General features: G+C 72.2%; 19 protein-coding genes. 13 read left to right on the top strand and 6 right to left on the bottom strand.

What is annotated here, in order from left to right; genetic code table 11:
• The first annotated feature begins 36 nt into the window (after positions 1-36).
• Complete coding sequence (locus PZ894_RS12540; protein ID WP_275745192.1) at positions 37-1,692, top strand: DUF429 domain-containing protein; 1,656 nt, start codon at positions 37-39, stop codon at positions 1,690-1,692.
• Between the two features lie 22 nt (positions 1,693-1,714).
• A complete protein-coding gene (locus tag PZ894_RS12535; protein ID WP_275745190.1) occupies positions 1,715-2,218 on the top strand; it encodes a DUF664 domain-containing protein in 504 nt (167 codons plus the stop codon).
• Positions 2,219-2,222: 4 nt separating this feature from the next.
• Here PZ894_RS12535 and PZ894_RS12530 read toward each other — a convergent pair whose 3' ends face one another.
• A complete protein-coding gene (locus PZ894_RS12530) occupies positions 2,223-3,524 on the bottom strand; it encodes an MFS transporter (RefSeq protein ID WP_275745188.1) in 1,302 nt (433 codons plus the stop codon).
• 55 nt (positions 3,525-3,579) lie between these two features.
• On the opposite strand from PZ894_RS12530, the gene PZ894_RS12525 reads away from it, so the two are divergent.
• On the top strand, positions 3,580-3,855 hold the full coding sequence (locus tag PZ894_RS12525) for a DUF1905 domain-containing protein (protein WP_275745186.1): 276 nt from the start codon (positions 3,580-3,582) through the stop codon (positions 3,853-3,855).
• Positions 3,855-4,073 (top strand): DUF4287 domain-containing protein, encoded by a 219-nt coding sequence (locus tag PZ894_RS12520; protein WP_275745184.1) that lies wholly within the window; start codon positions 3,855-3,857, stop codon positions 4,071-4,073. Before PZ894_RS12525 ends, PZ894_RS12520 begins: the two co-directional genes overlap by 1 nt.
• A 76-nt stretch (positions 4,074-4,149) precedes the next feature.
• On the opposite strand, the gene PZ894_RS12515 is transcribed toward PZ894_RS12520, so the two are convergent.
• From PZ894_RS12515 to PZ894_RS12505, 3 genes are read right to left on the bottom strand one after another with little or no spacing between them, the layout of a single operon-like run.
• Positions 4,150-4,506 carry a hypothetical protein gene (locus PZ894_RS12515; protein ID WP_275745182.1) on the bottom strand — a complete coding sequence of 119 codons (357 nt, stop codon included), beginning with the start codon at positions 4,504-4,506 and terminating at the stop codon, positions 4,150-4,152.
• A gap of 9 nt (positions 4,507-4,515) precedes the next feature.
• Positions 4,516-5,523, bottom strand: a complete 1,008-nt coding sequence (locus PZ894_RS12510) for a glycoside hydrolase family 6 protein (RefSeq protein ID WP_275745180.1) — start codon at positions 5,521-5,523, stop codon at positions 4,516-4,518.
• Positions 5,524-5,527: 4 nt separating this feature from the next.
• Positions 5,528-6,136, bottom strand: coding sequence for a maleylpyruvate isomerase N-terminal domain-containing protein (locus PZ894_RS12505; protein ID WP_275745178.1), 609 nt, complete (start codon positions 6,134-6,136; stop codon positions 5,528-5,530).
• Positions 6,137-6,247: 111 nt separating this feature from the next.
• Between PZ894_RS12505 and PZ894_RS12500 the strand changes: the two genes are divergently transcribed.
• The 7 genes from PZ894_RS12500 (at position 6,248) to PZ894_RS12470 (ending at position 14,103) form a co-directional block, all read left to right on the top strand.
• Positions 6,248-7,492: an RNA polymerase sigma factor gene (locus PZ894_RS12500; protein WP_275745177.1), complete on the top strand. Its 1,245-nt coding sequence runs from the start codon at positions 6,248-6,250 to the stop codon at positions 7,490-7,492.
• Positions 7,489-9,408 carry a M3 family metallopeptidase gene (locus PZ894_RS12495; RefSeq protein WP_275745175.1) on the top strand — a complete coding sequence of 640 codons (1,920 nt, stop codon included), beginning with the start codon at positions 7,489-7,491 and terminating at the stop codon, positions 9,406-9,408. Before PZ894_RS12500 ends, PZ894_RS12495 begins: the two co-directional genes overlap by 4 nt.
• 225 nt (positions 9,409-9,633) lie before the next feature.
• Positions 9,634-10,371: a PadR family transcriptional regulator gene (locus tag PZ894_RS12490; RefSeq protein WP_275745173.1), complete on the top strand. Its 738-nt coding sequence runs from the start codon at positions 9,634-9,636 to the stop codon at positions 10,369-10,371.
• Positions 10,368-10,832 carry a DUF1707 domain-containing protein gene (locus PZ894_RS12485; RefSeq protein ID WP_275745171.1) on the top strand — a complete coding sequence of 155 codons (465 nt, stop codon included), beginning with the start codon at positions 10,368-10,370 and terminating at the stop codon, positions 10,830-10,832. Before PZ894_RS12490 ends, PZ894_RS12485 begins: the two co-directional genes overlap by 4 nt.
• Positions 10,833-10,938: 106 nt before the next feature.
• The gene (locus PZ894_RS12480; protein ID WP_275745168.1) at positions 10,939-11,241 is read left to right on the top strand and encodes a DUF3311 domain-containing protein; all 303 of its coding nucleotides are present in this window, start codon (positions 10,939-10,941) and stop codon (positions 11,239-11,241) included.
• The gene (locus PZ894_RS12475) at positions 11,238-12,881 is read left to right on the top strand and encodes a sodium:solute symporter (RefSeq protein WP_275745166.1); all 1,644 of its coding nucleotides are present in this window, start codon (positions 11,238-11,240) and stop codon (positions 12,879-12,881) included. Before PZ894_RS12480 ends, PZ894_RS12475 begins: the two co-directional genes overlap by 4 nt.
• 10 nt (positions 12,882-12,891) lie before the next feature.
• Positions 12,892-14,103, top strand: a complete 1,212-nt coding sequence (locus tag PZ894_RS12470) for an acyl-CoA dehydrogenase family protein (RefSeq protein WP_275745165.1) — start codon at positions 12,892-12,894, stop codon at positions 14,101-14,103.
• Here PZ894_RS12470 and PZ894_RS12465 read toward each other — a convergent pair.
• Positions 14,100-15,005, bottom strand: a complete 906-nt coding sequence (locus PZ894_RS12465; RefSeq protein WP_275745164.1) for a GNAT family N-acetyltransferase — start codon at positions 15,003-15,005, stop codon at positions 14,100-14,102. The genes PZ894_RS12470 and PZ894_RS12465 overlap by 4 nt on opposite strands.
• An 81-nt stretch (positions 15,006-15,086) precedes the next feature.
• Positions 15,087-15,686, bottom strand: a complete 600-nt coding sequence (locus PZ894_RS12460) for a YceI family protein (protein WP_275745162.1) — start codon at positions 15,684-15,686, stop codon at positions 15,087-15,089.
• A gap of 214 nt (positions 15,687-15,900) precedes the next feature.
• On the opposite strand from PZ894_RS12460, the gene PZ894_RS12455 reads away from it, so the two are divergent.
• Positions 15,901-16,170 (top strand): hypothetical protein, encoded by a 270-nt coding sequence (locus PZ894_RS12455; RefSeq protein ID WP_275745160.1) that lies wholly within the window; start codon positions 15,901-15,903, stop codon positions 16,168-16,170.
• Between the two features lie 12 nt (positions 16,171-16,182).
• The gene (gene glmS / locus PZ894_RS12450) at positions 16,183-18,003 is read left to right on the top strand and encodes a glutamine--fructose-6-phosphate transaminase (isomerizing) (RefSeq protein ID WP_275745158.1); all 1,821 of its coding nucleotides are present in this window, start codon (positions 16,183-16,185) and stop codon (positions 18,001-18,003) included.
• Positions 18,004-18,013: the final 10 nt, after the last annotated feature.

Here is an 18,013-nt window from a genome sequence, read left to right as displayed (position 1 = left end):
AGCGCGGGCAGGGCCTGGTAGGGCAGGCTGTGCCCCGTGTTCTACGTGGGCATCGACCTCGCCTGGGGTCAACGGCAGCGCACCGGCCTGGCCGTCCTCGACGAGGGCGGCCACCTCGTGCACCTCTCCAGCGTCCACACCGACGAGGAGATCCGCGACGTGCTCGCGGCGTACGTCGAGGGTCCGTGCCTGGTCGGCATCGACGCGCCCCTGATCGTCACGAACCCGACCGGGTCCCGGGTCGCCGAGCAGGAGCTCAACAGGGACTTCCACCAGTTCGAGGCCGGCGCGCACCCGACCAACCTCGGCAAGGTGGAGATGGCCGACGGGCCTCGGGGTGCGAAGGTCTGCAAGCTGCTCGGCCTCGACATGGACCCGCGCTCCGGACGCCAGCGACGGGCGATCGAGGTCTACCCGCACCCGGCGACGATCGTGCTGTTCAACCTCTCGAAGACCCTGAAGTACAAGGACAAGCGCGGCCGCACCCTCGACTCCCTGCGCGCCGAGCTGCTGCGGCTGATGGACCACGTCGAGCGGCTGGTGCCGCCCGACCCGACGTGGCGCGCCCTGCGCACCCAGGTCGAACAGGCGGGCCGCAAGACCGAGCTCGGGCGGGCCGAGGACCAGGTCGACGCGGTCGTGTGCGCCTACGTCGCGCTGATGGCGCACCGCTGGCCGGCCCGGGTCACGACGTACGGCTCCTTCGAGCAGGGCTACATCGTCACCCCGACGCTGCTCGACACCCACGGTGTCATCCGTCGGGCCGTCGAGGAGTACGCCGAGCGGCACCCCGACCTGGTCGCGGTCGCGGGCGAGTACGTCGCGCAGGTGACCTCGATCCTCGACGAGGCCGGCATCAACTACCTGTCGGTGACGGGCCGGGCCAAGGGAGTCGACTCGTTCGCGGCGAAGGCCGCCCGGGTCGTCGACGGCACGCCCGCCTACACCGACCCCCTGACCGAGATCGGCGACCAGGTCGGGGTGCGCGTCATCACCTACGTGCGCGCCGACGTCGCCGCGGTCGCCGACGTGCTCGGCACCCAGCTGCGGATCCTCGACGACCGCGACCTCGGGCGGGAGACCGCCCGGCAGGGGCGGTTCGGCTACGCGAGCCGCCACCTGCAGGTGGCCCGCGACGACGGCCGGGTCGCGCAGGTGCAGGTGCGCACCGTGCTCCAGCACGCCTGGGCGGAGTTCGAGCACGACATCCGCTACAAGGGCTCGGTGCCCGCGGAGCACGTCGTCGACTTCGACCGCCGCTTCACGCTCGCGGCCGGGCTGCTCGAGCTCGCCGACCAGGAGTTCACGACGATCCGCGAGCGCCTCCGCGGCAGCGCCGTCGACGAGCCCGACATCGGTGCCGTCGGCATCAGTGCGCGGGAGCTCGCGGCGTACCTCGCGGGTCAGTACCCCGACGCCGAGTGGTCCCGCACCGACCACTACGCCTGGATCGTCGCGCTGCTGGGCGAGCTCGGGATCACCACGCTGGGCGAGCTGGGCAACGTCCTCGCGTCCGCCACGATCGGCGCCGCCGAGATCGATGCGGCGATGGCCTACAAGTACCCGCCCGGCGCGGTCCGGCGCCTCGACGACGCCCTGCTCGCGGCGTACGGCGAGAGGTACGTCGAGCTGCCCGGCAACGCCCACCGCGTGCCGCTGCTGCAAACCCGTCTGGAGCGGATGCGGTCCTGACCGGCGCACTATCGTCGGTGGCATGACACCGGCAGACGTCTTCATCGACTTCCTCGAGCGCGTGCAGGAAAACGGCCTGGCCGCGGTCGACGGTCTCACCGAGGAGCAGCTCGCCCACCGTCCGACCCCCGACGCCAACTCGATCGCGTGGCTGGTCTGGCACGCCGCGCGCGTCCAGGACGCCCAGGTCTCGCCGCTGGCCGGCACCGACGAGGTGTGGTCGAGCCAGGGGTGGGCGGAGCGGTTCGGGCTCGACCTCGACCCGGGCGACCACGGCTACGGTCACTCCCGCGAGCAGGTCGACAAGCTGCGCGCGAGTGCCGAGCTGCTCGGCGGCTACCTGCGGGCCACCCACGAGGCGACGGTCGCCTACCTGCGCACGGTGACGTCGGAGGATCTCGACGACGTCGTCGACCGCGACTGGGACCCGCCGGTGACGCGCGGCGTCCGGCTCGTCAGCATCGTCGACGACGACGCCCAGCACGTCGGCCAGGCGGCCTACCTGCGCGGCCTGCTTCCCCGCTGACCTGTCAGAAACCTTCTGACGGGTCAGCGGAACGGGCGATCCGGTAGCGCACGAACGACGGCACGGCGATCGCCGCGACGACCGTGCCGATCACGACGAGGACGCCGCCGCCGGCCGCGGCCGCGGCCGTGCCGACCATCGCGGCGCCCGCGCCGTGCACCACGTCGGCGATCCGCGGCCCGCCGGCGACGACCACGATGAAGACGCCCTGCAGCCGCCCGCGGACCGCGTCGTTCGCGGCGCTCTGGAGCATGCTCGTGCGGAAGGCCGCGGACGCCATGTCGGCGGCGCCGCCGATCACGAGCATCAGCAGCGCGACGCTCAGCATCGTGGTCTGCCACTGCTCTGCCAGACCTACCGCGACACCGAAGCCCGTCATCGCCGCGCCCCAGACGAGGATGCAGACGATGACGGCGTACCCCTGCCGGTCGACGCGCGAGACCCAGCCGGAGAAGACGCCGCCGACCACGGCGCCCGCCGGGATCGCCGCGAAGAGCAGGGCGAAGACCAGGCCGCCCTCGTCCGGTCCACCGAAGGAGACGTGCGCGATCTCGGGGAAGAGCGCCCGCGGCATGCCGAAGATCATCGCGATCAGGTCCACGACGAAGGACATCAGCAGCACCGGGTGGCCGGCCAGGTAGCGGAACCCCTCCAGCACCGACCGCAGGCCGGGGCTCGTCGTCGGGCCCTCCACCGGCAGCCGGGGCAGCCGCACCACGGCGCTCAGCGTCGCGAAGAGCGTGATCGTGTCGATGAGGTAGAGCCACTCGTAGCCGACCACCGGGATCAGCACGCCCGCGACGAGGGGTCCGCCGATCGCGCCGGCCTGGAAGACGGTCATGTTGAGCGAGTTCGCGGCGGGCAGCAGCTCCATCGGGAGGAGCTTGGGCAGGATCGCGCTGCGGGTCGGCTGGTTGACCGCGAAGAACGCCTGCTGCACGGCGAACAGGCCCAGCAGCACCCACACGTCGGCGTTGCCCAGCGCCGCCTGCAGCCAGAAGAGCGCGCTGGTGCCGATCAGGCCGATGGTCGTGACCACCATCATCGTGCGCCGGTCGAAGACGTCGGCGAGCGCACCGCCCCAGAGACCGAAGACGACCAGCGGCACGAGCCCGAAGAGGCCCGTGAGCCCGACGTACGCCGAGGAGCCGGTCACGTCGTAGATCTGGGCCGGGACCGCGACGACCGTGAGCTGCGCGCCGACGACCGTGATGATGTTCGCCAGCCACAGTCGCCGGAAGTGCTCGTCGCGCAGGGGACGGGTGTCGGCGACCAGGCTCCCCATCCGCTCCCCGAGTCCGCGCACGATCCCCCAACTTAGTCAGCGATGAGATCTGTTCCCCACGCTGGTCGGACCTCGCATGACCGACATCGACGTGACCTTCGAGGCAGTGCTCCGGCAGAGCGACGCGAAGGGCGGCTGGAGCTACGTGGTCTGGCCGGAGTCCGCGACGTACTTCGGCACGCGCGGGCTCGTGAAGGTGCGCGGCACCGTCGACGGCGAACCGTTCCAGAGCTCGTTCATGGCCCTGGGAGACGGCAACCACAAGCTGCCGGTCAGGAACGCACTCCGCGTGGAGTCGGGCAAGCAGGCGGGGGACACGGTGACCGTGCACCTCGAGGAGAGGATCAAGTGATGGCCGAGAAGGTGCAGGGGCCGGCGTCGTACTTCCCGTCGATCGAGAGGAAGTACGGCCGCCCGATCGAGGACTGGCAGGCCGTGGTGCGCTCCGCCCCGGGCTACGGCGCCGGCGCGAAGCACTCGGAGCTCGTCACGCTGCTCAAGGACGAGCACGGCCTGGGCCACGGCCACGCCAACGCGGTCGTCGCCTACACGCTGGCGCAGGACAAGTAGCGCCAGCGGCTGCCGCGGGTCGGTGGTTTCGGGACAGGCGCCAGCTGCCTCTCCTCAACCACCGCCCGACGCAGCCTCAGGTGATCCCGGCGGCCGCGTCGAGTCGCTGGAGGAGGTCGTACGCCGCGCGCTCGACGGCCTTGTGCCGCCACTCGGCGGCGCGGTAGACGCAGGCGATCAGACCGGTGCGATGGACCCGGCGGAGGTCGCCGTACACGAACGCGTAGCGCGCCTTGGTCCCGTCGCGAGCACCCTGGGTCAGGCCGAGGTGCCAGGCGGCGTACTCGTCCCAGGAGTGGCCTTCGAGGTAGGCGTTCTGGGCGTCGGCAGCGGGCTGGACGGTGCCCCAGTCGCTGTCGAGGACGTACTGCCTCTTGTCGATCAGCGCGCGGGCGTGGGCCACGGCGTCGGGGTTCACGTCGTACGTCGCCATCACACGTCCTCAGCAGCTGCCGCTCTCGGGGCGGCCGAGGAGGCGGTCGGCCAGGAGGTCGCACCACTGGCCCGCGGCCGGACCGCCGTGCTCGGTGCCGTCGGACTCGCCGGGATGCTTGACCCACAGGGTGCCGTCGAAGGCGCCGCGGAAGACCAGCCGCGGACGCTTGCCCACCCGGGCCCAGGTGGGGTTGATGACGTCGTACCCGTCGGCGCCCGGCCGGGCGCCGTTGCGGGAGGTGTCGACGACGTAGTGCAAGTGCTGGACCCCGAGCCGCCGCAGCCCGCGGAGCAGGCCGGCGGCGTACCTCTTCTCCGCCCTCGTGGGACGGAAGTTGGAGACGTTGGTGCTGATCCCGCGCGCGAACTTGATGCCGGAGGCCTTCAGGTGCGCCGCTCGCCGGGTGTACGGCGTCCAGCTCGAGTGTCCCGCGTCGAGGTAGACCCACGCGCCGGCCCGGCTCAGCGTGCGGCTGGCGAACCGCAGCATGCGGTGCCAGCCGGGCGGCTTCGTGGGGCAGGCGCCGGCCGGGCCGCCGAAGAGCGGCACCGCGTCGGGCTCCAGGACGACGAGCGCCCGCTGGCTGCGGAGCCCGGCGGCCACCTGCCGGATCCACGCGCGGTACTCCGCGGCCGTCGTGAGGGGGTTGCCGGAGGAGTACTCGCCGCAGTCGCGGCCGGGGATCCCGTAGACGGTGAGCACCGGGGTCCTCCGCGCCGCGGCGGCGTCGTCGGCGTACTCGTGCACGTCGTCGCGCACGGTGTCGGCGGCGTACTCCTCGGGGATCACCCAGAACGACTGCGGGACCCGGCCGAGGCGACTCCGGTAGACCCCGCCCTGCTGGTAGGCCAGCATGGTCCGGTCGACGAAGAGCCCCTGGCTCCGGCGAGGGTCCTTCGGCCTCGCCGCCGCCTCCGCGTCCGACGCCGTCGTCACACCGACCGCGCCCACGGTGCCGAGGACGACGGCGACGGCCGTCGCACCCGCGCGCGCGGCGACGGGACGGGGGAGCATCCGCTCAGGGTACGGGCTGGTCGTCCTCACGAGGCCCGAACATGCACAGGTCGTCGAGCTGGTCGGCCGACAGCGGCAGCCCCCAGGCCTGCATCTGGGCGCGCGAGCGCCGGGAGAAGAGCGCCCGGAACAGCTCGTAGGGGTCGACCTCCTCGGGCACTCCCGCCGCGCCGAACCTGAGGGCGGCCGCGGCGGCGAGGACGGGCGCCCACAGCTCCTCGGGGGGTACGCCGAGCTCGAGCGCCTCGTGGAGGTCCGCATGGTGCACGGCGATGTCCCAGGCGAGCACCGGCCGCGGGTTGTCGACCATCGCCTCGGTGACCGCGTCCTGGTGGGACGCGAGCTCCGCCGTCAGGTCGGCGACCGTCGTGCCCCGCCGCTCCGCGACGTGGCGTGCGGTCCACTCCGGGGCCGGTGCGCCGTCCATCCGTCCGGTGACGGCGTCCGCCGGCGCGCCCGCGAGGTGGGCGAGCACGTCGTGGACGCTCCAGGCGGGAGTCGCGGGCACGGTCATCGCGAGCTGCGCGTCGGCCAGGTCGGCGGCGAGCCGGCTCACGGCGGCGACGTTCGCGCGATAGAGGTCGCCCCAGGTCGCCGCGCCGCTGTCCGTCATGGTCAGACGGTAGGCGCCGGCGGAATTTTCGGGAAGGGTGTCGTGCCCGGGGCAGGCCGTTCGTGGAGAGGGTGTGCGGGGCCACCGGGTCCCGTGGCAGAAGGAGGCGACGTGAGCGACGCCCATGCGGCGGTCGAGCGGATCTACCGCGAGGAGTACGGCCGGGTGGTCGCCTCCCTGGTGCGCCGCTTCGGCGACATCGACATCGCCGAGGAGGCCGCCGGCGAGGCGCTGCTCACCGCGCTCGAGCGGTGGCCCGTCGACGGCGTGCCGCCCAACCCGGGCGGCTGGCTGACGACCACCGCGGGCAACCGCGCCATCGACCGGATCCGACGCGAGTCGCACCGCGACGCGAAGCACCAGGCGGCATTCATGATCCACGACGACACCCCCCACGAGCCGACCGGCGTGGTCGACGACGACCGGCTGCGCCTCATCTTCACCTGTTGCCACCCCGCGCTCGCGCCGGAGGCGAGAGTGGCGTTGACCCTGCGCCTGCTCGGCGGGCTGACCGTCCCCGAGATCGCGCAGGCGTTCCTCGTGCCCGAGACGACGATGGCGCAGCGGATCACCCGCGCCAAGAAGAAGATCAAGGACGCCCACATCCCCTACCGCGTCCCGGCACCGGCCGACCTGAGGGGCCGCCTCGGCGCCGTGCTTGCCGTCGTCTACCTGGTCTTCAACGAGGGCTACCTCGCGAGCTCGGGCGAGCACTCGGTGCGCGAGGACCTCACCGGAGAGGCGATCAGGCTCGGGCGCATCCTGCGGACGCTGCTGCCCGGGGAGCCCGAGGTGACCGGGCTGCTCGCGCTGATGCTGCTGACCGAGGCCCGCCGCACCGCCCGGGTGGCCGACGGCGAGCTGGTGCCGCTGCGCGACCAGGACCGTGGCGGCTGGGACCGAGAGCTCATCGCCGAGGGGCACGACCTGGTGCGCGAGTGCCTGGCGCTGCGCGCGTCCGGGGGCCGGCGCCCCGGGCAGTACCAGCTGCTCGCCGCCATCAACGCCGTGCACACCGACGCTCCCGACGCGGCCGCGACCGACTGGAGCCAGGTCGCGACGCTCTACGACCAGCTGTACGCGGTGGCGCCGACACCGATCGTCGCCCTCAACCGGGCGGTCGTCGTCGCCGAGCTCGACGGCCCGGCGGTCGCCCTCGCAGAGGTGGACCGGCTCCCGCAGGTGCAGCCCGGCCTGACGACGTACCACGCCTGGCACGCCACCCGGGCCGACTTCCTCCGCCGCCTCGGCCGCAGCGCGGAGGCACGCGCGGCGTACGACGCGGCGATCGCGGCGACCGACAACCCGGCCGAGCGCGCGTACCTCTCCCGCAGGCGTGGCAGTCTGGCGCAATGACGCCTGCGGGGACGCCCCTCTCACTGCCCACCGTCGACGACGCGCAGGACTGGGTCGAGGTCCGGACCCGCGACGGCCTCGCCGCGGCTCGGGCGATCGTCGACCGGCTCCGCGATCGGGCGCCGGACGCGGCGATCGACCTGCTGCGCGAGTGGGACGAGGCGGCGCGCCACCTCGGCAACGTCGCCGCGGCGGCGTCGCTGCTCGCCAACGTGCACCCGGTCGCGGCCGTGCGCACGACGTGCGAGCAGGCGGAGGTCGAGGTCGACCGCTACGTCACCGAGCTGCGCCAGGACCGGGCGCTCTACGACGCCTTCGCCGCGGCCGACCCCGCCGGGCTCGACCCGGTCGCCACGCGGCTGCTGACGAAGACGATCGACGACTTCCGGCGCGCCGGCGTCGACCTCGACGACGCCACCCGCGGGCGGCTGGCCGAGATCAACGAGCGGCTCACCGCGGCCGGTCAGGAGTTCGGGCGCACCATCCGCGACGACGTCCGCACGGTCCGCGTGGTCCACGGTCGGCTCGCCGGGCTGCCGCAGGACTGGCGCGACGCCCACCCGGCCGACGACGACGGACTGGTCACCGTCACGACCGACTACCCCGACTCCGTGCCGGTGCGGATGTTCGCCCACGACGCCGGCGTGCGCCGGGACATCACGGTCGCCTTCCTCGAGCGCGGCTGGCCGGCCAACGAGCCCTTGCTGCGCGAGATGTTCGCGCTGCGCGAGGAGCTCGCGACGCTGGTCGGCTACGCCGACTGGGCGTCGTACGACGCGGACGTGAAGATGATCGGCAAGGGCCCAGCGATCCGGGAGTTCATCGACCGGATCGCGTCCGCTGCGGAGCAGCCGATGCGGCGCGACCTCGACCTGCTGCTGGAGCGCTACCGCCGCGACGTGCCGGACGCGGACTCGATCACGACCGCCGACTCCCTGTACTACGAGGAGCTGGTGCGTCAGGAGCGGCACGACGTCGACGCCCAGAGGGTGCGCACCTACCTCGACTTCACCCGGGTCCGGCAGGGCCTGCTCGACGTCACCGGGCGGCTGTTCGGACTCACCTACGAGCCGGTCGCCGACGCGGTCGTCTGGCACGAGGAGGTCGCGGCGTACGACGTGCTGCGAGGTGGGGAGCGGATCGGACGGATCTACCTGGACCTGCACCCCCGGGAGGGGAAGTACAAGCACGCCGCGCAGTTCACCCTCGTCGACGGCCTCGCCGGGCGCCAGCTGCCCGAGGGGGTGCTGGTGTGCAACTTCAGCCGCGGGCTCATGGAGCACGACCACGTGGTCACGCTCTTCCACGAGTTCGGGCACCTGCTCCACCACGTGCTCGCCGGTGCGGGGGAGTGGGCCCGCTTCTCCGGCGTCGCGACCGAGTGGGACTTCGTCGAGGCGCCGAGCCAGATGCTCGAGGAGTGGGCCTGGGACGCCGACGTCCTGCGCACCTTCGCGGTCTCCGCCGCCGGTGAGCCGATCCCGGCCTCGCTCGTGGCGCGGATGCGCGCGGCCGACGACTTCGGCAAGGGCTACCACGCGCGGACGCAGATGTTCTACGCGGCGATGTCCTACTGGTTCCACACCGACCGGCCCGACGACCTCACCGCCGCGATGCGCGACCTGCAGGGCCGCTACTCGCCGTTCCCGTACATCGAGGGCACGCACATGTTCGCGAGCTTCGGCCACCTGGGCGGCTACTCCTCGGCGTACTACACCTACATGTGGTCGCTGGTGATCGCGAAGGACCTCTTCTCCGCCTTCGACCCCGACGACATGTTCGACGCCGACGTCGCCGCGCGCTACCGCGACCGCGTGCTCGCCCCCGGCGGCACCCGCGACGCCGCCGACCTGGTCGCCGACTTCCTCGGCCGGCCGTACACCTTCGACGCGTACGCCGCCTGGCTGGCGCGGTAGGGGGCTGGTGCAGGGATACCCGGTGCACCGGGTATCCCCGCGCTTCTCGGGGGTTGCATTGCCCGAGAAGCGCCAGATTCCCCGGTGCACCGGGTATTCCGGCTTGTGTCGTCACCGAAGTCGGCGTACGCTCACGATATATCGCGAAAGGTTGACGACAGTTCAGCGAACTGTCGCCCCGCGATAGCCAAGGACAACACGAACACACAGACAAGGAGTCCTGACATGGGACACAAGGGATTCAACCGACAGTGGGCGCAGTACGCCGAGGGCGAGTGCCGCCAGCACGGCGGACGCCGCGGCGGTGGCTGGGGCGGCGCCGGCGGCTGGGGCGGCTTCGGGCCCGGCGGCTTCGGCCGCCCCGGCCACCCCGGACCGCCGCCGTGGGTCGCCGGCCTCTTCGGCCTGGCCCAGGGAGACCGCCAGCGCGGGCCGCGGGTGCGCCGTGGCGACGTGCGGTCCGCGATCCTCGACGTGCTGCGCACCGCGCAGGAGAACGACGAGAGCGTGAACGGCTACCAGGTGATCCAGCAGATCGCCGAGCGCAGCAACGGCGGATGGCGCCCGAGCCCCGGCTCGGTCTACCCGACCATCCAGCAGCTCGAGGACGAGGGCCTCGTCGAGACCGACGACAGCCGCTCGCGGCGCAGCCTGCGGCTGACCGCCGAGGGCGAGGAGTACGTCGCCGAGCACGGCGACGAGCTCGCGGGCGTGTGGGCGCCGTTCGAGGACCGCGGGGCGGAGGGCGAGGGCGACGCCTTCGCCGACCTCCGCCCCGAGATCGGCCAGGTCATGGGCGCGGTGTGGCAGGTCGTGACGACCGGCAGCGACGCGCAGCGCCGGACCGCCGCCGAGATCCTCGCCGACACCCGGCGCCGGCTCTACGGCCTGCTCGCCGATGGTGACGACACCGGCACCGAGGACGAGACCGGGGACCAGACCGAGGACGGCGAGCAGCGATGACCACCCCAGCCGAATGCTCGCTTCGCTCCGCTTCGGCCGGGGACCCCGGAAAGGCGGGCGAGGGCCACCTGCGCATCAGCGACGTCGAGCGCGAGCAGGCGGCCGCGGCCCTGGGCGAGCACTTCGCCCAGGGCCGGCTCACCGCCGACGAGCACGGCGAGAGGCTCGACCGGATCTGGGCCGCACGCACTCGCGGCGACCTCGCCCCGGTGTTCCGAGACCTGCCGGGCCCGACCGGGCCGACGCCCGAGCGGCATGCGTCGCGCTCCCGTCCGCCGACCTACTGGTCTCGCGGCGCCACCTGCAGGGGCGGCTTCCCGCCGCCGCTCTTCCTGGTGATCGCGGCCCTCGTCGTGCTGACCGTGGTCACCCACGTGCCGTTCATCCTGCTCGGCGCGGCGGCGGCGCTGTTCGTCGTGCTGCGGCACCGCGGCGCACGGTGGGCGAGGCCGGTGCGGTAGGCCGGCACGCCGGGCTCGAGGCAATCCGGCGTACGTCGGCCGCCGAGTGGGTAGGGGCCCCTTCGGTGGTGACGGCAGTCACTGCGCTCCCCTCCCGGAGGTGCTCATGTCCGACGTGCCCGACGGTGCCGGCCCGTCCTCGACGAGGCGCTGGGCTCTCGTCTACGTCCTGCTCACGCCGGCGGTGGTGCTGCCGCTGTGGGTGTCGCTCTACGACCGCGAGGACCCGACGTTCCTCGGCTTCCCGTTCTACTACTGGTTCCAGTTCGCGCTGATCGTGATCGCGGTCTCGCTCACGGTCCCGGCCTACCTCCTCGCCAAGGGAGCCGACCGCGCCGACCGGCAGGCCCACGGCCTCCCGCCCGAGCCGACCGGCCAGCAGATGCAGGAAGGCGGGGAGCCGCGATGATCGACGACGTCAACGGGGTCGCCTTCGGCATCTTCATCTTCCTCTTCCTGGTCGTCACGGTCCTCGGCTTCGCGGCGGCGCGGTGGCGGCGCGCGAAGTCGATGGCGAGCCTCGACGAGTGGGGCCTGGGCGGGCGCGGCTTCGGCACGTTCATCGCCTGGTTCCTGATCGGCGGCGACATCTACACGGCGTACACCTTCATCGCCGTCCCGGCGACCCTCTACGCCGGCAGCGCCGTCGGGTTCTTCGCCGTGCCGTACACGATCGTCGTCTATCCGCTGATCTTCCTCTTCCTGCCGCGACTGTGGTCGGTGAGCCACCGCCACGGCTACGTCACGCCCGCCGACTTCGTCCAGGGTCGCTACGACAGCCGCGCGCTCGCGCTCGTCGTCGCGCTGACCGGCATCCTCGCGACGATGCCGTACATCGCGCTGCAGCTCGTCGGCATGCAGGTGGTGCTCGAGGTGATGGGCGTCGGCACCGACAGCGACAACTGGTTCGTCAAGGACCTGCCGCTGTTCATCGCGTTCGTCGTCCTCGCTGCCTACACCTACTCCAGCGGCCTGCGCGCCCCGGCATTGATCGCGTTCGTCAAGGACACGCTGATCTACATCGTCATCCTGGTGGCCGTGTTCTACATCCCGGGCCAGATCGGAGGCTGGGACCACATCTTCTCGACCGTCGGCGACTCGTTCGCGTCGTTCAACAGCGAGAACGCCGACGCCATCGCCGCCGGCGAAGCGGCGCCGAAGGCGACGATGCCGCCGGAGGCGCTGCACTGGGCCTACGGCAGCCTCGCCCTCGGCTCGGCGCTCGCCCTGTTCATGTACCCCCACTCGGTGACCGGGGTGCTCTCCACGCGCAGTCGCTCGGTGATCCGCCGCAACGCCGCGCTGCTGCCGGCGTACTCCTTCCTGCTGGGGCTGCTCGCCCTGCTCGGCTTCGTCGCGATCGCGGCGGGCGTCAAGGTCGAGAACCCGCAGCAGTCGGTGCCGCAGCTCTTCGAGGAGCAGTTCAGCCCGTGGTTCGCGGGCGTCGCGTTCGCGGCGATCGTGATCGGCGCCCTGGTGCCGGCCGCGATCATGTCCATCGCGGCCGCCAACCTGTGGACCCGCAACATCTACCGGGCGTTCATCAACCGCAACGCCACCCACGCGCAGGAGGCGGCGCAGAGCAAGGTGGCCTCGCTGCTGGTGAAGTTCGGTGCGCTGATCTTCGTGCTGGCGCTGTCGAAGTCCTTCGCGATCAATCTCCAGCTGCTCGGCGGGGTCTGGATCCTGCAGACGCTGCCGGCGATCGTGATCGGCCTCTACACCCGCTGGATGCACCGGTGGGCGCTGTTCGCCGGTTGGGCGGTCGGCATGGCCTGGGGCACCTGGCTCGCGTACGGCGTCGCGTCACCGGCGCAGGACCACTTCGGCGGTCCGCTGGTCAACTTCCCCGGCACCGAGACCAAGGTCTACATCGCGCTGGTCGCGTTCCTGGCCAACCTGGTGGTCGCGATCGTGCTGACCTTCGTGTTCCGGGCGATGCACCTCGCCGAGGGCGTCGACCAGACCCGGGGGCAGGACTACTACGCCGATGCCGGCGACCCCGGTGTGGAGGACGAGCTGGAGCCGACCGAGGCGGTCCGGCCGTAGGGTCGGCCGCGTGACTCCTTCCTTCGAGCTCGACCAGGACCACCTCGACCTGCGCGCCTGGGTGCGCCAGTTCGCCGCCGACGTCGTCCGCCCGGCGGCCGCGGAGTGGGACGAGAAGGAGGAGTTCCCCTGGCCGGTCGTCGAGGAGGCGGCCAAGGCGGGGCTCTACTCCGTCGACTTCATCGTCGCCCAGGCCCTCGACGAGACCGGCCTCGGCTTCCCCATCACCATGGAGGAGCTCTTCTGGGGAGACGCCGGCATCGGCCTGTCGATCGTGGGCACGTCGCTCGCCGCGGCCGGTGTCCGCGCCAACGGCACGGACGAGCAGGTCGCGGAGTGGGTGCCCGCAATGTACGGCACCCCGGGCGACCTGCGGCTCGGCGCGTTCTGCTCCTCCGAGCCCGACGCCGGCTCCGACGTCGGGGCGATGCGCACCCGCGCGACGTGCGACGAGGCGACCGACGAGTGGGTCCTCAGGGGCACCAAGACGTGGGCCACCAACGGCGGGATCGCCGACGTCCACGTGGTCACCGCCGTGGTCGACCCGGACCTGCGCACCCGCGGGCAGGCGAGCTTCGTGGTGCCGCCGGGCACGAAGGGCCTCAGCCAGGGCCAGAAGTTCCACAAGCACGGCATCCGCGCCTCCCACACGGCCGAGGTCGTCCTCGACGACGTGCGCGTGCCCGGGCGATGCCTGCTCGGCGGCAAGGAGAGGCTCGAGGCCCGCCTCGCCCGCGCTCGGCAAGGATCGGGCGCCCGGGGCAATGCGAGCATGGCGACCTTCGAGCGCACCCGGCCCTCGGTCGGCGCCCAGGCGATCGGCATCGCGCGCGCGGCGTACGAGGTGGCGCTCGACTACGCCAGGACGCGCGAGCAGTTCGGCAAGCCGATCATCGAGAACCAGGCGATCGCCTTCGCTCTGGCCGACATGGCCACCTCGATCGAGGCGTCCCGGCTGCTGGTGTGGCGGGCGGCGTGGATGGCGCGGCAGGGCAAGACGTTCGAGGTCGCCGAGGGCTCGATGTCCAAGCTCTTCGCCGGTGAGACCGCGGTCAAGGTGACCGGTCAGGCCATGCAGATCCTCGGGGGCAACGGCTTCACCCGCGAGTACCCGGTCGAGCGGATGGCTCGCGACGCCAGGATCTACACGGTCTTCGAGGGCACCTCCGAGATCCAGCGACTGGTCATCGCGCGGTCGATCTCGGGAGCGCCGATCCGCTAGAGGCCGATCGCGCGGTTGACCCAGTGCTGGGTCACCCGCATCCCGACCTTCTCGTAGAGGCCGAGGGCGCCGGTGCGCGAGTCGGTGTTGAGGCCCGAGGTGAGCGCGCCGTGCGCGCGGGCGGTCGCGAAGGCGTCGACGAGCATCGCCTGGGCGACTCCCTTGCCGCGCTGGTCCCTGCGGGTGGCGATCCGGTCGACGTACCCCTCGGTCCCGAACGGGTAGACGACGGTCACGCCGACGACGTCACCCGCGGGGTCGGTGACCAGGCGCAGGTTCCACGGCTCGAAGCCGGGCCGCTTGATCGTCCTCGCGACGAAGTCGTCGAACGGCTCACGGTCGCGCTCCGACCACTCGAGGAAGGCGTCCTCGAGCACGGTCCAGCAGGCCTCGTGGTCGACGGTGGTCGCCTCGCGGAGGGTGTAGCCGGCGGGGAGCTCCCGGTGCGGCACCGTCGCGCCCTCGGGCAGCTGGAGCACCCAGCTGTTCCAGCGCACGTGGTAGCCGAGCGCCTCGAGCAGCCGGTCGCCGTCGGACCCGACCGGCACCGGCATGCCGATGACCGACTCGCCGGCCGCCCGGGCCCGCTCCTGCATCCAGCCCGCGAGGACCGTGCCGATGCCGCGGCCGCGGTGCTCCGGATGCACGGCGGCGTCGCCGCGGGCCGAGCCCATGTACTCGGCGTAGGCCACCAGGCGATCTGCCACGAACACGCCGACGGTGCCGGCGCTGACGTCGTACGACGGGCGCTGCCAGTCGCCCACGATGTCGGCCTCCTCGAGGGAGACCTCACCGGTGTCGTGCAGCTCCTGCGCGGCCATCACCTCGAAGACGGCGCGGGCGTCGGTCATCACCAGGGGCCGTGCCGTGAGGTCGGCGGGCAGCTCGAGCAGCTCGGACATGGCGCAAGTGTCGCCGACGACCCGGCCCGGACGAAGCTGACCCGCCCGAAACTTTCGGGCGGGTCGGCGTCGTGGTGTGGCTCAGGCGTCCTGGGCGTTCCGGATCGCCGAGACGTCGAACTCGAGCTTGACCTTCTCGGAGACGAGGACGCCGCCGGTCTCGAGCGCGGCGTTCCAGGTCAGGCCCCAGTCCTTGCGGTTGATGGCGGTGCCGCCCTCGAAGCCGACGCGGAGGTTGCCGAAGGGGTCGCGCGCGGAGCCCGTGGGCTCGAAGGTGATGGTGACGGGCTTGGTCTCGCCCTTGATCGAGAGGTCGCCGGTGATGACCCAGTCGTCGCCGTCGCGCGCGACGTCGGTGGAGGAGAAGGTGATCTCCTTGTTGTTGTCGGCGTCGAAGAAGTCGGCCGAGCGGAGGTGACCGTCGCGGTCGGCCACGCCGGTGTCGATGCTGGCGGTCTGGATCGTCAGCTGGACCTTGGAGTTGCCGGGGTTCGCGGCGTCGATGGTCGCGGTGCCGGCGAAGTCGGTGAACTGGCCGCGGACGGTGGTGACCATCGCGTGGCGGGTGCTGAAGCCGATGCGCGTGTGCGTCGGGTCGATCGTGTAGTCGCCGGAGACGTCGTCGACGGCCGCGGTGGGGGCGTCGAACTGCTCGGCGGACTGGCGGGTGAAGAACGACATCGTGGCTCCTGGTCGGGTTGCGTGGTTGAACCTTTGATCACCTGAACCGGACCGCGGTCCGATTCATTCCCGTTGCCCCGGAACCGGTCCCGCATGTGCCGTACGGCGGTCGAGGCGCTCCGCGCGACGCGGACATGCCCCAGGTTGGGCATCTTCCTGCCCGAAAGCGGGCAAGAAGTTGCATCTGGGCCCGTCTCGCCGCACGATCGACCGCGTGTCGACGGCTTCCGACTCCGCGCTGGTCGAGCGCATCGCGTCCAGCACGGGGCTCTCCCGTCCGGAGGCGGCGCGCGTGGTGGCCGACGTGGTGGCCTTCCACGCCGAGCCCGTGGAGGACTACGTGCGGCGCCGGCACGCCGACCTGAAGACCTATGGCGCGAGGAACCCGGAGATCTTCGCCCGGATCGCCGAGGAGCTCGCCGACCGCGTGGTCGCCGCTCCGGAGCTGTCCGAGCGACAGCTCCGGCGGATGATCTACGGCTGAGAGGAACGTCAAGTGTGCGGAATCGTGGGGTACGTCGGTGCCCAGCAGGCAGCGCCGCTGCTGCTCGAGGGGCTGACCCGTCTGGAGCACCGCGGCTACGACTCGGCCGGCCTGGCCCTGCTCGGCGGCACCGGGATCAAGGTCGCCAAGCGCGCCGGCCGGGTGCGTGACCTCACCGAGGGTCTGCCGAAGCGGTTCGCCGGCAAGGCCGGCATCGGGCACACCCGCTGGGCGACCCACGGCCCCGCCAACGACGTCAACGCCCACCCCCACGCCGACGCCAAGGGGCGGGTGGCCGTGGTCCACAACGGGATCATCGACAACGCGGGCGCGCTGCGGCAGCGGCTCGCCGACGAGGGCGTCGACCTCGTGAGCGACACCGACACCGAGGTGCTCGCCCACCTCGTGGCCGCCTCGGAGGCCGACACGCTCGAGGGCAAGGTCGGCGCGGCGCTGGCCCAGATCGAGGGGACCTACGGGCTGGCCGTCCTGCACGCCGACTTCCCCGACCGCCTGGTCGTGGCCCGCAATGGCAGCCCGCTGCTGATCGGCGTCGGCGAGCGCGAGATGTACGTCGCCTCCGACCTCGCCGCGATCGTCCGGCACACGACGACCGTCGCCCACCTCGACGACGGCGAGATCGCCACGGTCACGGCGACCGGCTTCACGACGTACGGCGGCGACCTGCGCCCGGTGAGCCGGATCGCGGAGACCGTCGACGTCGACCCGGCGTCGTACGACGCCGGCGAGCACGACTCGTTCATGCACAAGGAGATGGTCGAGCAGCCCGCCGCGGCCGAGCGCGTGCTGCGCGGGCGGCTCGACGACCGGTTCGGGACGGCCCACCTCGGCGGCCTCAACATGGACGCCCGGGAGACCCGTGCGATCCGCCGGGTCAAGATCCTGGGCTGCGGCTCGGCGTACTACGTCGGCCAGATGGGCGCCTCGCTGGTCGAGGAGCTCGCGCGCATCCCGGCCGACGCCGAGGCCGCGAGCGAGTTCCGCTACCGCGACCCGGTGATCGAGCCGGACACCCTCTACGTCGCGGTCAGCCAGTCCGGCGAGACGATCGACACGCTGCTCGCCGTACAGGAGATCCGGCGCAAGGGCGGGCGGGTCATCGGCCTGGTCAACGTCGTCGGCAGCGCGATCGCGCGGGAGTGCGACGGCGGCATCTACCTGCACGCCGGGCCCGAGGTCGCGGTCGCGTCGACCAAGGCGCTGACCAACATGTTCCTCGGCTTCACGCTGCTCGCCCTCCAGCTCGGCCGGGTGCGCGACCTCTCGATCGCCGACGGCAAGCGGCTGATCGCCGGGCTCGAGCGACTGCCGGCGCAGATCCAGGAGGTGCTGGACCGCGAGGACGAGATCGCCGAGGTCGCGGAGCGGCTGGCCGCGGCCGACAGCCTCTTCTTCGTCGGACGCGTGCGCGGCTACCCGGTCGCGCGGGAGGGCGCGCAGAAGTTCAAGGAGATCTCCTACCGCCACGCTGAGGCCTACCAGACCTCCGAGCTCAAGCACGGCCCGCTCGCCCTGGTCTCCGAGGAGGTCCCGACGGTCGCGATCGTGCCCGACGACGAGCTGACCGAGCGCAACGTCGGCGCGCTGCACGAGATCGCGGCGCGCCGCGGGCCGCTCGTCGTCGTCACCCACGAGGGCGTGGACCTCGGCGGCGTGGAGTGCGTGCGGATCGACGTGCCCCGCAACGAGCGCGAGCTCGACCCGATCCTGCTCGTCGTACCCCTCCAGCTGCTGTCCTACCACGCCGCGCTGCGCCTGGGTCACGACATCGACAAGCCCCGCAACCTGGCGAAGTCCGTCACGGTCGAGTGACGGGTGACCC

Origin of the sequence: Nocardioides sp. YIM 152315, from assembly GCF_029210375.1 — a bacterium.
Classification (GTDB): domain Bacteria; phylum Actinomycetota; class Actinomycetes; order Propionibacteriales; family Nocardioidaceae; genus Nocardioides.
Note: the sequence above shows the minus strand (reverse complement) of the source record. Positions and strands in the feature narration are given on the sequence as shown.

Bases quoted from the DNA above. Each gene is read 5' to 3' on its own strand.
- PZ894_RS12520 (WP_275745184.1), top strand. From the start codon at position 3,855: ATGGCCGAGAAGGTGCAGGGGCCGGCGTCGTACTTCCCGTCGATCGAG.
- PZ894_RS12515 (WP_275745182.1), bottom strand. From the start codon at position 4,506: ATGGCGACGTACGACGTGAACCCCGACGCCGTGGCCCACGCCCGCGCG.
- PZ894_RS12465 (WP_275745164.1), bottom strand. From the start codon at position 15,005: ATGTCCGAGCTGCTCGAGCTGCCCGCCGACCTCACGGCACGGCCCCTG.
- PZ894_RS12495 (WP_275745175.1), top strand. From the start codon at position 7,489: ATGACGCCTGCGGGGACGCCCCTCTCACTGCCCACCGTCGACGACGCG.
- PZ894_RS12460 (WP_275745162.1), bottom strand. From the start codon at position 15,686: ATGTCGTTCTTCACCCGCCAGTCCGCCGAGCAGTTCGACGCCCCCACC.
- PZ894_RS12510 (WP_275745180.1), bottom strand. From the start codon at position 5,523: ATGCTCCCCCGTCCCGTCGCCGCGCGCGCGGGTGCGACGGCCGTCGCC.
- PZ894_RS12480 (WP_275745168.1), top strand. From the start codon at position 10,939: ATGTCCGACGTGCCCGACGGTGCCGGCCCGTCCTCGACGAGGCGCTGG.
- PZ894_RS12485 (WP_275745171.1), top strand. From the start codon at position 10,368: ATGACCACCCCAGCCGAATGCTCGCTTCGCTCCGCTTCGGCCGGGGAC.
- PZ894_RS12475 (WP_275745166.1), top strand. From the start codon at position 11,238: ATGATCGACGACGTCAACGGGGTCGCCTTCGGCATCTTCATCTTCCTC.
- PZ894_RS12535 (WP_275745190.1), top strand. From the start codon at position 1,715: ATGACACCGGCAGACGTCTTCATCGACTTCCTCGAGCGCGTGCAGGAA.
- PZ894_RS12525 (WP_275745186.1), top strand. From the start codon at position 3,580: ATGACCGACATCGACGTGACCTTCGAGGCAGTGCTCCGGCAGAGCGAC.
- PZ894_RS12505 (WP_275745178.1), bottom strand. From the start codon at position 6,136: ATGACGGACAGCGGCGCGGCGACCTGGGGCGACCTCTATCGCGCGAAC.
- PZ894_RS12490 (WP_275745173.1), top strand. From the start codon at position 9,634: ATGGGACACAAGGGATTCAACCGACAGTGGGCGCAGTACGCCGAGGGC.